This is a genomic window from Sideroxyarcus emersonii (genome assembly GCF_021654335.1).
Taxonomy (GTDB): Bacteria; Pseudomonadota; Gammaproteobacteria; order Burkholderiales; family Gallionellaceae; genus Sideroxyarcus; species Sideroxyarcus emersonii.
In genome coordinates this window covers 2,221,332-2,235,622 of sequence record NZ_AP023423.1, presented here as the reverse complement: position 1 = coordinate 2,235,622, position 14,291 = coordinate 2,221,332, and the positions used below count along the sequence as shown (strand labels likewise).

Here is a 14,291-nt window from a genome sequence, read left to right as displayed (position 1 = left end):
ACAGGAGAAGTACATGCAACCCTATGTCATTCCATTCCAGTCTCTGGGTATTGCGAACATCCCGGAGGTGGGCGGAAAGAACGCCTCGCTCGGCGAGATGATCTCCAACCTCAGTTCGTCGGGTGTGCTGGTGCCCGGCGGCTTCGCCACCACGGCCCAGGCTTATCGCGATTTCCTGGCCAACGACGGGCTGGACAAGCGCATCGAACAGGCGCTGGCCACGCTGAATGTGGAAGACGTCACGGCGCTGGCCGAGGCCGGCCGCAAGATACGCGGCTGGATCGTCGACGCACCGCTGCCAAAGCGTCTGGAAGACGAGATCCGCAGTCACTATGCAAAATTGTCCGCCGAGGGCGAGGGCAGCTTCGCGGTGCGCTCTTCGGCCACGGCGGAAGACTTGCCGGACGCCTCGTTCGCGGGACAGCAGGAGACCTTCCTCAACATCCACGGCATCGACAACATCCTGCACGCGATCCGCGAGGTGTTCGCCTCGCTGTATAACGACCGCGCCATTTCCTACCGCGTGCACAAGGATTTCACCCATGCCGACGTGGCCTTGTCGGCCGGCGTGCAGCGCATGGTGCGCTCCGACCTGGGCGCCTCCGGCGTGATGTTCACGCTGGATACCGAATCCGGTTTCCGCGACGCGGTGTTCATCACCTCGTCCTACGGCCTGGGCGAAATGGTGGTGCAGGGCGCGGTCAACCCGGACGAATTCTATGTGCACAAGCCGCAGCTGGCGGCGGGCTTTCCCGCACTGATCCGCCGCGCGCTAGGCTCCAAGCAGCAGCGCATGGTGTTCGACGAACAGCGCTCGGCTGGCCGCTCCACGCGCATCGAACCGGTGCCGGCCGCCGAACAGGCTCGCTTCTCGCTGACCGATGCGGACGTGCTGCAACTGGCGCGCTATGCGGTTTCCATCGAACAGCACTACGGCCGCCCGATGGATATCGAATGGGGCAAGGACGGCCTGGACGGCAAACTGTATATCCTGCAGGCGCGCCCCGAGACGGTGAAGTCGAATGCAGGCAACGGCAGCACGGAAAGATATCGCCTGCAGCAGCGCGGCGATGTGCTGGTCGAGGGCCGCGCCATCGGCCAGAAGATCGGTGCTGGCCGCGTGCGCATCGTTGCCAGTACTGCCGAGATGGACAAGGTGCAGGCCGGCGATGTGCTGGTCACCGACATGACCGACCCGAACTGGGAGCCGGTGATGAAGAAAGCCTCCGCCATCATCACCAATCGCGGCGGACGCACCTGCCATGCCGCCATCATCGCGCGCGAGCTGGGCATCCCGGCCATCGTCGGCTGCGGCGATGCCACCACCGCGCTGCAGGACGGCGAGACCGTCACCGCTTCCTGCGCCGAGGGCGACACCGGCTATGTGTATCACGGCAAACTGCCGTTCGAGATCGTCGTGCACAGCGAGGACGCATTGCCGCCCATCCCGGTCAAGCTGATGCTCAACGTCGGCAATCCCACGCTGGCGTTCGAGTTCGCGCAGCTGCCGTCGGCCGGCGTCGGCCTGGCGCGTCTCGAATTCATCATCAACAACCTGATCGGCATCCATCCGAAGGCGGTGCTGGAGTACAACAAGCTGCCGGGCAAATTGCACGATGCGGTGATGCAGCGGTCGGCAGGTTATGCCGACCCGGTCGAGTTCTATGTCGAGAAGATCGCCGAAGGCGTGTCCACGCTGGCGGCGGCTTTCTGGCCCAAGCCGGTGATCGTGCGGCTGTCCGATTTCAAGTCGAACGAATACCGCAAGCTGCTGGGCGGCGAGATCTACGAGCCGATGGAAGAGAATCCGATGATCGGTTTTCGCGGTGCCGGGCGCTATGTCGCGGCGAACTTCAGCGACTGCTTCGAGCTGGAATGCCGTGCCATGAAGCGCGTGCGCGAGAAACTGGGTTACTCCAACGTCGAGTTGATGATCCCGTTCGTGCGCACCGTGCAGGAAGCGAAGGAGGTCGTCGCCACCCTGGAGAAGCATGGCCTGAAGCGCGGCGAAAAAGGCTTGCGCCTGATCATGATGTGCGAGATCCCTTCCAACGCGCTGCTGGCGGAAGAGTTCCTGCAGTACTTCGACGGGTTCTCCATCGGCTCCAACGATCTCACGCAATTGACACTGGGACTGGATCGCGATTCCAGCCTGGTGGCGGATCGTTTCGACGAGCGCGATGCGGCGGTGAAGGCATTGCTGAAGATGGCGATCTCCACCTGCAATCGCCTGCACAAATATGTCGGCATCTGCGGACAGGGGCCATCCGACCATTTCGATTTTGCGCAGTGGCTGATGGAGACCGGTATCCAGACCATGTCGCTCAATCCGGATACGCTGGTCGAGACCTGGCGCAGGTTGGCCGAGAAAGGAAACTCCGGGAAATAAACATATCGCGATAAATCCGTCATTCCGGCGCAGGCCGGAATCCAGCGTGTTTATCCAATAAGCCTTTTGTGTTTGTCCTTGCGATGCAAGGGAGCTTTGATTGACTGGATTCCGGCCTGCGCCGGAATGACGAAATGCAATGATGTGCGGCCAGGATCCTGGCGACCACGGCAGCCGGATCGAGGTGAGTCCGGCCGCCGCAACCACCCCGGATATGCAACGTATCCGGTATCACCAGCAAGCGTTTTCCCTGCCCCTCCCCCATCCCACTCTCCCCTTTTGGGGGGAGGGGCCTTTTTTCGATTTCAGGATCGCGCGTACTGCATGCTCAGACTACCAGAATGTCTGCTGTGTTGTTGGGTTGGTTGCAAGCTGACAATGGTGAGTGCGATATGCAGCGAATCGATATGACGGTTTTTTGAATCGAGAGGGAGCAGGGCACATCGCTGAAAAAACGATCGAGCGTCGCAGCGAAATGCGCGCTCGTCAGGTGAGTTTTTTGTTGCGCAATTGCCGTTGAACATAATGGCACTGTTAATAAAAGGCCTTTGCCATTGGGGTTTTGCGCGAAAATTAACAATTCCTTTATGCAATTTAAATTCAAATTTAATGCCGAGTCGTTGTGCTGTTGCGCAATAGACACAGTCTGTGTGAATTATTTATGACAAGCCGGATTTAAATAATTTTTTAGGCATAATCCGCCGCGAATTCTCACTCAGGGGAATTTGGTTGAATGCATCGGTGGGCTTGCTTGCCGATGAGGCGAACCCAGACTGACGTAAGCTGACTGTAAGGTTTGTAACGTAACCTTAATAATTGCAGTGCAGGCGGTTTGGGAGTTTACCGGTTTGTTGATATCTACATATAGGAGTTCATAAGACATGCAAAAGAAAATTATCGCATTGGCTGTTGCCGCCGCTTTCTCGGCACCGGCATTTGCTTCTGACCTGACCGTCAATTCGGGCAGCACCAGCGTCAGCCTGTACGGCGTGTTGGATGTGGGCGTTGCTCAAATGACCAACGCTGGTAACTTCAGCTCGCAATTCGTGACCGGTGCCAACCCAACTGGTAACGGCAATAACGCGCGTGTCGGTACTGTGCGCGGCATGATGAACGGTGGCGAGTCGCAATCGCGCTGGGGTATCAAGGGCAGCGAAGACCTGGGTGACGGCAACAGCGCGATCTTCCAACTGGAATCCGCATTCAGCCTGGGTACTGGCAGCGTGGCAACTTCTGGCTTGGCTGGTGGTAATACAGCTGTTGGTGGTGTCAATAACCGCGCCATGATCGCAGACACAGCGCTGAATGGTCAGCTGTTCAACCGCATGGCTTTGGTTGGCTTGTCCAACAATGATCTGGGTACTGTCACCTTTGGTCGCCAGTACAGCTTGCAACTCGACATCATCGGTTCCGTTGGCGGTGGATATGACCCCGTTAACGCGCAGATGTTCTCGCCGATCAACTTCTCCGGCTCTTACGGCGGCGGCGGTGCAACCGACAACTCTCGCGTGGACAATGCGATCAAGTACGCCAAAAAGTTCGGCAACTTCAACGTGAATGCCCTGTACGGCATGGGCGGAATGGCGAACGCGACATCCGCACGCAGCAATTTCCAGGCGAACGTGGGCTACGAAGCGGATACTTTCGGTGTTCAGGCTGCAGTGCAATATGCGCAAGATACGACTTCGCTTGGAGCAGGTGCAACTCCAGGGACGGTGACTGCTACTTTCGAAAATCTGACCTCCTACATGTTGGCAGGACGTTATCAGGTAATCGAGCCGTTGACATTGAAGGCTGGTTACGAGCGTATGCAAATCTCCGCACCAAGCAACTTTGCAGCCGATCAGACCATCCAACAAATCTACGGATATAACCTCTCTTCCGCAGCGACAGCATTTACAGGCGCACAGAAGAATATCAACGTGTTCTGGTTCGGTGCCAACTATCAGCTGACTTCTGCAACCAAGCTGTCTGCTGGTTTCTACGATGCCAAGATTCCTGCATTCGGTGCATCGACTGCCACTGGCGACGACAAGTACTACTCGGCCATGGTTGAGTACAACCTGAGCAAGAAGACCAACCTGTACGGTGCATTCATGCTGGACAAGAAGTCTGGTGGACTGAACGTGGCTGCAACTGGCCCGGGCAGCATCGCCACCTTCAACACCTACGGTGCTGGTGTGCGCGTCAAGTTCTAATCGCTTGCTGGCTTAGCCAGTCGGAGTTTGGAAACCTTGAAACCCACTGTGGAAACACAGTGGGTTTTTTCTTTGCTGGTTCGTCAGCGTGCGCCCCCGTTGCGGCGAGCCATTCCGGTGTGGAGCGGATAAAATTTTGTTCATCTATGGCTGTGGCCGATATGTTATTTTGCCTTGTGTAATCGGTAGTCTGCGGCATTTGCCGCGGACAGGGGGCTGACGGATGACCAGGATTCTGACGATTGAAGACGACGCGACCACAGCGCAGGAGATCGTGGACGAGCTCAGCAACCATGGGTTCGAGGTGGAGTGGGCAAAAGACGGCAAGGAGGGACTGGATCGGGCGCTGAGCGGAAGTTACGATCTGGTCACGCTGGACCGCATGCTGCCTTTCGTGGATGGCTTGACCATCGTCACCGCGATGCGGGAAAGGGAGATCGAGACGCCCGTGCTGATGATCAGCGCGCTGAGCGATGTGGACGAGCGCGTGGATGGCTTGCGCGCGGGCGGCGACGATTATCTGGTGAAACCGTTTGCCTCGGAAGAGATGGCGGCGCGGGTCGAAGTGCTGCTGCGGCGCAAAAGCCGCTCGGAACGCCAGACCAAGCTGCGCGTAGCCGATCTCGAACTCGACCTGGTGGAACGCAAGGCCATTCGCGGCAATGTGGAGCTGGACCTGTTGCCGACCGAATTCCGTTTGCTGGAGTACATGATGCGCAATTTCGGGCAGACGCTGACCCGCACCATGCTGTTCGAATCGGTCTGGGGCTACCGTTTCGATCCGGGGACCAACATCATCGACGTGCATATCGGCCGCCTGCGCCGCAAGGTCGATATGCCGGGCCTGTCTTCGCTCATCCATACGGTGCGCGGTTCGGGGTACATGTTAAGTGAGCATAGCTGAACTCTCGCGCACGGTCGCCTTCCGGCTGACCCTGTTCTACAGCCTGTTCTTTGCGGTCTGCGTGGTCATGCTGCTGGGTTTCATCTACTGGCAGACGGCGACGGAGATGACGCGCCGCGTCGACCAGGTGCTGACGCTGGAGAACATCCGTTTCGGCGAGATTGCCCCGGATCGCCTGGCTGCAGAGATCGACAGGAGCATCCAGCGCGACCAGCGCCATGTCTATTTCTACGGGTTGTTCGCACCGGGCGGGCAGCGCCTGACCGGCAACGTTTTCCAGTTGCCGTATGGCGTGCCGGTGGACGGTTATATCTATGACACCCGGCTGGTGACCGATCTGCAGCCTGAGCCGCTGCCGGCGCGCGCGCTGCTGATCAACATCGGCGCGGGGAATACGCTGCTGATCGGCCACGATGTGCTGCAGCTCACCGAGTTCGGCGAGATCACCAGGAAAACCTTCTTCTGGGGCGGTTCGCTGACCATCCTGCTCGGCCTGGCATTCGGGCTGATCCTGAGTTTCCGTCCGCTGCGCCGCGTCGAACAGATACAGCAGGTTTGCGAGCTCATCATGCGCGGCGATATCGGCCAGCGCCTGCCCGTGAGCCGGCACCGCGACGAACTCGATATGCTGTCCGCCATCGTCAATCGCATGCTCGACGAGGTCGAAAGGCTGATGTCCGAGGTCAAGAGCGTGGGCGACAACATCGCGCACGATCTGCGTACCCCGTTGACCCGCTTGCGCGCCGTGCTTTACCGCATGCAGCAGCAAATGGAGGGTATGCCGGCCCAGCAGGCCATGGTGGAGCAGGTGATCGGCGAGGTGGATTCGCTGCTGTTGCGCTTCCGCGCCCTGCTGCGGATTTCCGAGATCGAGAACAAGCAGAGAAGGGCGGGTTTCAAGCAGGTGAAGCTGCAGGACATTCTGGAGCAGGCGGTGAATTTTCTCATCCCGCTGGCAGAGGACAAGCTGATCCGGCTTTCGCTCACGGCGGGCAGCGTCAATCCCATCCTCGGGGATGGCGATCTGCTGTTCGAGGTCTTCGTCAACGTGCTCGACAATGCGATCAAATTCACACCCGCGGGCGGGCGGATCGAGGTCAGGCTGGCGCAAGGGGAGCGCGGGCCTCAGGTCGATATCGTCGATAGCGGCCCCGGCATCAGCGAAAGCGAGAGGACTGCCGTGCTTAACCGTTTTTATCGCGGTCAGAACGAAATACAGGCCCCCGGTTTCGGTTTGGGATTGAGCATCGTGATGGCGATCATCCGCCTGCACGATTTCGGTTTCGAACTGGCGGCAGCCAAGCCGGGCACGCGGGCAACGGTGTTCTGCTGGTCGCTTGGGGAATAGGCAGGTATCGGATTTCGCCAGTTTCGGCAATACCCCGGAAAGCGGCTGGTTTTCGGGCCGGTCATGGATCAGAATCTGCTTGATTAAATTAATTTTATAGAAGTTTTGACAGGTGTCGCTTGGTTATAATCCCGCAGTTATTGGAATCGGCCAGCTTTCATGCTGGCCGTTCCATGAATAAAGACACCGATTTCGACTGGAGTAGCCTCACATGATATGGATTGTCCGAATCGCATTAAGCCGCCCGTATACCTTCATGGTGCTGGCGCTGCTGATCTTGATTCTTGGACCGCTGGTTTACGTGAACATGCGCACGGACATCTTCCCGGACATCAAGGTGCCGGTGGTCAGCGCAGTGTGGAACTACAACGGCATGCCGCCCACCGACATGTCCAATCGGATCACGACCTTCTACGAGCGTAACCTGACGACCACGGTCAACGATATCGAGCATATCGAGTCGCAATCGCTTCCGGGCGTGGCGGTCGTCAAGATATTCTTCCAGCCAAACGCCAACATCAATGCCGCCGTGAGCCAGGTGACGGCGCTTTCCCAGACCGTTCTGAAACGCCTGCCGCCGGGTATCACGCCGCCGCTGATTCTGAGCTACAACGCATCGAGCGTGCCGGTCCTGCAATTGGCGCTGTCCAGCGATACGCTGCTGGATAACCAGTTGTTCGATATCTCGAACAACTTCATCCGCCCGCAATTGGCGCAGGTCGAGGGAGCGGCAGTACCTTCGCCCTATGGCGGCAAGAACAGGCAGATCATCGTCGACCTGGACATGCAGGCCTTGCGTTCCAAGGGGCTGGTCCCCAGCGACGTCAGCAATGCGATCCAGAAGCAGAACCTGATCCTGCCGGCAGGCACGGAGAAGATGGGCACGTTCGAATATAACGTGTTGCTGAATGCGAGTACCAATATTCTCGACGAGCTGAACGACCTGCCGATCAAGACGGTCAATGGTGCGACGATCCTGGTGCGCGACGTGGCGCATGTGCGCGACGGTTACTCGCCGCAGCAGAACATGGTGCGCGTCGATGGCAAGCACTCGGTGCTGACCACCATCCAGAAGAACGGCAGCGCTTCCACGCTGGATATCATCGAACACGTGAAGGAGCTGCTGCCGCGCATCGAGGCGGGTGCCCCGGCCGGCCTGAACGTCGACCTGGTGGGTGACCAGTCCATCTTCGTCCGGTCTTCCATCGACGGCGTGATCCGCGAAGGCGTGATCGCGGCCGGCTTGACCGGCCTGATGATCCTGCTGTTCCTGGGCAGCTGGCGTTCGACCCTGATCGTGACGATCTCCATTCCGTTGTCGGTCCTATCCGCGATCATCGCGCTGTCGGCTTTCGGCCAGACGCTGAACGTGATGACACTGGGCGGCCTGGCGCTGGCGGTCGGTGTGCTGGTCGACGAGGCCACGGTGACGATCGAGAGCATCAACTGGCACCTGGAGCAGGGCAAACCCGTGGAAGGCGCGATCCTCGACGGGGCGAACCAGATCGTGGTGCCGGCCTTCGTGTCGCTGCTTTCCATCTGTATCGTGTTCATCCCGATGTTCTTCCTCAGCGGCGTGCAGAAATACCTGTTCGTCCCGATGGCCGAGGCGGTGATATTCGCGATGATCGCCTCCTTCATCCTGTCGCGTACCCTGGTGCCGACGCTGGCGAAATACCTGCTGCGTCCGCATGTTCCGCACCATGAGGGAGAGCATGTGGTGCCCAAGAATCCGCTGGTGCGCTTCCAGCATGGCTTCGAGAACGTTTTCACCCGCGTGCGCGAGACCTACCGCCAGTTGCTGCTGCTTGCGATGACGCATCGCCGCAAATTCATCACAGGTTTCCTCGGCTTCGTGCTGGCTTCGTTCATGCTCCTGCCCTGGCTGGGGCGCAATTTCTTCCCGGTCGTGGATGGCGGACAGATCAAGCTGCATATCCGGGCGCAGACCGGCACCCGGCTGGAAGAAACGGCAAGGTTGTGCGACGAGGTCGAGAACCGGATCCGGCAATACATTCCCGTCGAAGAGATCGACAATATCGTGGACAACATCGGCTTGCCGGTCAGCGGTATCAACCTGACTTACAGCAACTCGTCACCGATCGGTCCCGGCGATGCGGATGTGATGATCACGTTGAAGGAGGGGCATCGCCCCACCGAGCAATACGTCGAGATGCTGCGCGCCCGTCTGGCCGACGATTTCCCGGGAGCGACCTTCGCTTTCCTGCCGGCCGATATCGTGAGCCAGATCCTGAATTTTGGCATGCCTTCGCCGATCGATATCCAGGTCATCGGTTTCAAGCGCGCCGAGAACCAGAAATATGCCGCGATGATCATGTCGCGCCTGAAGAAGATTCCCGGCCTGGTCGACTTGCGCGTCCAGCAGGCATTCAACCAGCCGGAATTGCATGTGGACGTGGATCGCACCCGTGCCCGCGAGATGGGATTGACCCAGCACGATATTGCGACCAACCTGCTGGTCTCCCTGTCCGGCAGCTTGCAGACCGCACCGAACTTCTGGGTCAACCCGTCTAACGGCGTCTCCTATCCGTTGGTCGTGCAAGTGCCGCAGTACCGGCTGGATACGCTGAACGATCTGCAAAACATCCCGGTCTTGTCGAGCGGCGATTCGACATCGGAATCGCAATTGCTTAGCGGCGTGGCCACGATTTCTAGAGGGCAGGGCGAGTCGGTGGTGTCCCATTACGATGTGCAGCCGACCATCGATATCTTCGGCACCACGCAGCAGCGCGATCTCGGCAGCGTGGCGCACGATATCAACCAGGTGCTGGAGGAGACCGCGAACGATCTGCCCAAGGGCTCGTTCGTGGAGGTGCGCGGCCAGGTCAAGGCGATGAGCGATTCGTACAGCGAACTGCTGTTCGGCCTGCTCGGTGCCGTGGTGTTCGTGTATCTGCTGATCGTGGTCAACTTCCAGTCGTGGCTGGATCCTTTCGTCATCATCACTGCGCTGCCGGCGGCCATTGCGGGCATCATCTGGATGTTGTTCACCACCGGGACCACCTTGTCGGTGCCGGCACTGATCGGCTCGATCATGTGTATGGGGGTGGCGACGGCCAACAGTATCCTGGTGATCAGCTTTGCGCGGGAACGGCTGCAGATGGGCGACGACGGCATCGCCGCAGCGGTGGAGGCGGGCTTTGTCCGTTTCCGTCCGGTGTTGATGACCGCCCTTGCCATGATCATCGGTATGATCCCGATGTCGCTGGGTCTGGGCGATGGCGGCGAACAGAATGCCCCGCTGGGCCGGGCTGTGATCGGCGGCCTGTCGTTCGCGACAGTCGCAACACTGCTCTTTGTGCCGGTGGTGTTCAGTCTGGTGCACAGGGATAAAGGGAAGAGCACGGTATCCCATGCTGAAACATTAAACGTGGAGCAAAACAATGTCTGATAACCATCCTCAACCTGCCTTGTCTGGCCGTCGTCTGCGTCTGGCTGGCGGGATTTTTGCCGCAGTCGCGGTCACCATTGCCGTCGTCGGCATCTACATGCGCATCGATCACGCGAATGACCTGGAAAAAGCGGTCGAGTCGCAGCATGTCACGGTGAAGGTCGTGTCGCCGCAGTTCGGTCCCAGCACGCAGGAACTGATCCTGCCGGGAAATGTGCGCGCCGATCTGGATGCGCCGATCTATGCGAGGGTGAGCGGTTATCTGAAGACATGGGAGACCGACATCGGGGCCCGCGTCAAGAAGGGACAGTTGCTGGGCGAGATCGAGACGCCGGAACTCGACCAGCAGATCATGCGGGCGCGGGCCGATGTGGCGTCCGCCCAGTCGAACTGGGAGATCGCGGACGTCACCGCCAAACGCTGGCAGAATCTGGTCGCTTCCGATTCCGTTTCCCGCCAGGAATCGGACGAGAAGACAGCGGATGCCAAATCCAAGCGCGACATATTGAATGCGGCGAAAGCCAATCTGGATAGCCTGCTGGCGAGCCAGTCGTTCCAGCGCATCGTGGCGCCGTTCGACGGGGTGGTCACCGAGCGCAACACCGATATCGGCAAGTTGATCAATCCGGGCAGCAACAACGGCCAGGCGTTGTTCCGCGTGGTCGACAACCGCAGGCTGCGGATATATACCGAGGTGCCACAGAGCTTCGCTTATCTGATCAAGCAGAAGATGCCGGTGAAGATCTACTTCCCGGAATTGCCGGGGCAGCCTTTCACGGCCAGCGTGCTGAGTACCGCCAATGCGATCCGCGAATCGTCGCGCACCACCACGGTCGAGCTGCTGATGGATAACAAGAATGGCAAGGTGTTCTCGGGAAGCTATGCGGAAGTCCATTTCGACCTTCCTTCCAGCGCCCAGATTTACCGTTTGCCGGTGAGCGCGCTGCTGTTCCGCAAGGACGGGCTGGAAGTGGCGACCGTGGGGCCGGATAACCGGGTTGTACTCAAATCCATCACCCTGGCGCGCGACCTTGGGCGCGTGGTGGAAGTGTCCAGCGGGATCGAAAGCAGCGACCGTGTGATCGACAGCCCCAACGATTCCATCGTGCAGGGCGACATCGTGCGCATCCAGGGGGCGGACGCGCAAGCCGGCGACCACAAGAAAGAGGCTGCGCCATGAGATATATGCGGCTGGCATCGTCGATGCTGGGTATTTCCATCCTGATCGGCTGTTCCGAGGCGCCTGTCTACGAGACGCCCAAGGTTGCTGCGCCTGCGGCCTACCAGGGGGATGCCTCGGTCTGGCAACCGGCACAGCCTGCGGATCATCTGCCGCGCGGCGATTGGTGGAAGGCCTACAAGGACTCGACGCTGGACGATCTGGTGGTGCGGCTGGATGCGGCGAACCCCGATCTGGCCGTGGCCGTGGCGCATTTCGACCAGGCGAACGCCTATGCCGCGCAAGCCCGAGCGGGCTATTTCCCGACGCTTTCGGCGGGCGCCTATTCGACGCGCAACAAGCAGTCCCAGACCCGGGCGCTGCGTTCTGCGGCGCAGCCGAATCTATACAACGATAACGCACTCGGCCTGGCCGCCTCGTACGAGGTTGACCTGTGGGGACACGTGCGCAATCAGGTGGAAGCGGGCGAAGCCGGTGCGCAAGCGGCAGCGGCGGAACTGGAGTCGATCCATCTGAGCCTGCGAGCCGAACTGACGAACGATTACCTGACCTTGCGCATGCTGGATGCGCAATCCAGATTGCTGGCGGATGAGGTCGATGCTTATGCCAAGGCATTGACGCTCACCCAGAACCGCTTCCAGGGTGGCATCGATTCGGCCCTGGATGTCTCCCGCGCCAAGGTTCAGCTCGAGACGGCCAAAGCCAAGATTTCCGACATCGCGGCGAGCAGGGCGCTATATCAGCATGCGATCGCCACGCTGGTCGGCGAATCGGCTTCCAGCTTTGTCATCGCACCTGCCGTGGTGGATATCCAGTTGCCTTCCATCCCGGTGGGGGTGCCGACCACGCTGTTGCAGCGCAGGCCGGATATCTCTGCGGCGGAACGCAATCTGGCGGCAGCCAATGCGCGTATCGGCGTGGCCAAATCGGCATTCTTCCCGACCCTCAATCTGAATGCCGCTGGCGGATATGAAAGCACCAACCAGGCGGGATGGCTGAATGCGCCTAACCTGTACTGGATGATCGGGCCGAGTGCGCTGATGACCATATTCGATGCAGGCCGACGCGAGGCCGTGGTGGCGCAGGAAGAGGCCGCCTTCAAGGTGGCCGGCGCCAGATACCGTGCCACTGTGCTGCAGGCTTTCCGGGAGGTCGAAGATAACCTGTCGCTGCTGAACGAGCTGACCGAGGAGGGCAAGGCTCTGACGGCTGCGGTTGTCGATACGCAGCGCACGCTGGATATCGCCATGAACCGTTATCGCGAAGGAATCGCCAGTTACCTGGAAGTCGTGACCGCGCAAGCCGCGGCGCAGCAGGTGCAATTGGACGAACTCAACCTGCGCAGAAGGCGCTTGCAAGCCAGTGTCAACCTGATTCGCGCACTCGGCGGCGGCTGGGATAGTACCCAGATGGCCGAACGCTGAAAATTTATTGATAATAAATTCAACTGGATGCAACAAATTGCGCATTTGTTGATCCAGATCAATATGCGTCAAATTTGTGTCAAAAATGAAACAGAAGATCCTGCTTTATTGGGGTGGTTATTGAAATTGCGATGAACGGGGTGCTACCTTGCGCTCCGGATTAGGCGGGGTGACCTGCCGAATCATTGGTTTCGTTGAGGGATGGGCCCGATACGAAAACGAATTTCAACCCTGAGGAGATCTTCAAATGCAAAAGAAAATCATCGCACTGGCTATCGCTGCTGCTTTTTCTGCACCGGCATTCGCTGATGTGAACATGTATGGCGTTGTTGACGCAGCCGTGGCGCGCGCTTCCGCTGACGGTCAGAAGAGCGACCTGCTGGCCGTTTCTGGCGGTCTGTCCCAGTCCCGTATCGGCGCGAAGGCCGCAGAAGATCTGAGTAACGGCATGAAGGCCGTGGTCAATATCGAATACGGTCTGGATACGCAATCCAACACAGCAATCGGTTCTGGTGGCGTGGGCAATACGAACGTTATTGCACGTCAGCAAATGCTGGCCCTGGCTGGCGGCTTCGGCACCGTTGCAACCGGCTATCTGCAGACCACCGGCTATGACTTCGCGGTCAAGTTCGACCCGACTGCCGATTCTCTGGTATCTCCGCTGCAAAGCATGACTGGCGCCAACGGCTTCCTGATTGGCTCCGCTGCAGGTGCTGCTCGTGCTCAACGCGCATTGGCCTATATTTCTCCGAACATGAGCGGCTTTACCGTTGCCGTGAACTATGCCACTGCGCTGGCTGGCGTGGGTAACCTGACGGTTGCTTCTAACCTTGCCGACGTCAAGACTTCCGCAACATTGGCTTCCGTCAACTACGACTGGAACGCGCTGTCCGTCGGCGGCGTGTACGCCAAGACTTCCGCTCCTACAGCGACACCTTCAACAACTGATTACGCTCTGGGTGCATCTTACGATCTGAGCGTGGTCAAGTTGTTCGGTACCTACCAGCAGACCAAAACGGATGCCGCGGGTGTTGCTGGCACTGCCAACAAGGCGATGTCCTTCAGCGCCCTGGCCCCGGTCGGCCCTGGCTCGGTGCTGTTCAGCTATGCCAAGTCGACCCTTGGTACTGTCACCAGCCAGAACGGCAGTGGTTACACCGTGGGCTGGCTGCAAGGTCTGTCCAAGATGACAACTGCTTATGCAACAGTGACCAAGGTGAGCAACGGTTCGGCTGGTACCCAGTACAGCGTGATCAACAACGCGCTGGCGGGCGGTGCGATGACTGCCGGTGGCAGCTCTACCCTGTTCGCGGTCGGTCTGAACAAGAAGTTCTGATCTGGCTTCTGCGGAGTGAGCCGGTTCAACCGGTGTAGAACTGAACGGCCACCTTCGGGTGGCCGTTTTTATTTGACAGTGCAACTTCGATTGCCTAGAT

The 14,291-nt window shown here is 59.1% G+C and carries 8 protein-coding genes; all 8 read left to right on the top strand.

Going from position 1 to position 14,291, the window contains the following annotated elements:
* Nucleotides 1–13: 13 nt before the first annotated feature.
* The 8 genes from ppsA to L6418_RS10775 all read left to right on the top strand — a co-directional run bounded on the left by ppsA (nucleotide 14) and on the right by L6418_RS10775 (nucleotide 14,191).
* Nucleotides 14–2,389, top strand: a complete 2,376-nt coding sequence (gene ppsA / locus L6418_RS10810) for a phosphoenolpyruvate synthase (RefSeq protein ID WP_237246929.1) — start codon at nucleotides 14–16, stop codon at nucleotides 2,387–2,389.
* An 881-nt stretch (nucleotides 2,390–3,270) separates the two neighbouring features.
* The gene (locus L6418_RS10805; protein ID WP_237246928.1) at nucleotides 3,271–4,587 is read left to right on the top strand and encodes a porin; all 1,317 of its coding nucleotides are present in this window, start codon (nucleotides 3,271–3,273) and stop codon (nucleotides 4,585–4,587) included.
* Between the two features lie 223 nt (nucleotides 4,588–4,810).
* On the top strand, nucleotides 4,811–5,491 hold the full coding sequence (locus L6418_RS10800; protein ID WP_237246927.1) for a response regulator transcription factor: 681 nt from the start codon (nucleotides 4,811–4,813) through the stop codon (nucleotides 5,489–5,491).
* Nucleotides 5,478–6,839, top strand: coding sequence for a HAMP domain-containing sensor histidine kinase (locus tag L6418_RS10795; RefSeq protein WP_237246926.1), 1,362 nt, complete (start codon nucleotides 5,478–5,480; stop codon nucleotides 6,837–6,839). Before L6418_RS10800 ends, L6418_RS10795 begins: the two co-directional genes overlap by 14 nt.
* Nucleotides 6,840–7,050: 211 nt before the next feature.
* A complete protein-coding gene (locus L6418_RS10790) occupies nucleotides 7,051–10,251 on the top strand; it encodes an efflux RND transporter permease subunit (protein ID WP_237246925.1) in 3,201 nt (1,066 codons plus the stop codon).
* Nucleotides 10,244–11,431 (top strand): efflux RND transporter periplasmic adaptor subunit, encoded by a 1,188-nt coding sequence (locus L6418_RS10785; RefSeq protein ID WP_237246924.1) that lies wholly within the window; start codon nucleotides 10,244–10,246, stop codon nucleotides 11,429–11,431. The genes L6418_RS10790 and L6418_RS10785 overlap by 8 nt, the downstream gene beginning before the upstream one ends.
* The gene (locus tag L6418_RS10780; RefSeq protein WP_237246923.1) at nucleotides 11,428–12,855 is read left to right on the top strand and encodes an efflux transporter outer membrane subunit; all 1,428 of its coding nucleotides are present in this window, start codon (nucleotides 11,428–11,430) and stop codon (nucleotides 12,853–12,855) included. The genes L6418_RS10785 and L6418_RS10780 overlap by 4 nt, the downstream gene beginning before the upstream one ends.
* Before the next feature lie 247 nt (nucleotides 12,856–13,102).
* Nucleotides 13,103–14,191, top strand: a complete 1,089-nt coding sequence (locus L6418_RS10775; RefSeq protein WP_237246922.1) for a porin — start codon at nucleotides 13,103–13,105, stop codon at nucleotides 14,189–14,191.
* Nucleotides 14,192–14,291: the final 100 nt, after the last annotated feature.

Coding starts and splice junctions, on each gene's coding strand:
- ppsA (WP_237246929.1), top strand. CDS start 14: ATGCAACCCTATGTCATTCCATTCCAGTCTCTGGGTATTGCGAACATC.
- L6418_RS10805 (WP_237246928.1), top strand. CDS start 3,271: ATGCAAAAGAAAATTATCGCATTGGCTGTTGCCGCCGCTTTCTCGGCA.
- L6418_RS10800 (WP_237246927.1), top strand. CDS start 4,811: ATGACCAGGATTCTGACGATTGAAGACGACGCGACCACAGCGCAGGAG.
- L6418_RS10790 (WP_237246925.1), top strand. CDS start 7,051: ATGATATGGATTGTCCGAATCGCATTAAGCCGCCCGTATACCTTCATG.
- L6418_RS10785 (WP_237246924.1), top strand. CDS start 10,244: ATGTCTGATAACCATCCTCAACCTGCCTTGTCTGGCCGTCGTCTGCGT.
- L6418_RS10780 (WP_237246923.1), top strand. CDS start 11,428: ATGAGATATATGCGGCTGGCATCGTCGATGCTGGGTATTTCCATCCTG.
- L6418_RS10775 (WP_237246922.1), top strand. CDS start 13,103: ATGCAAAAGAAAATCATCGCACTGGCTATCGCTGCTGCTTTTTCTGCA.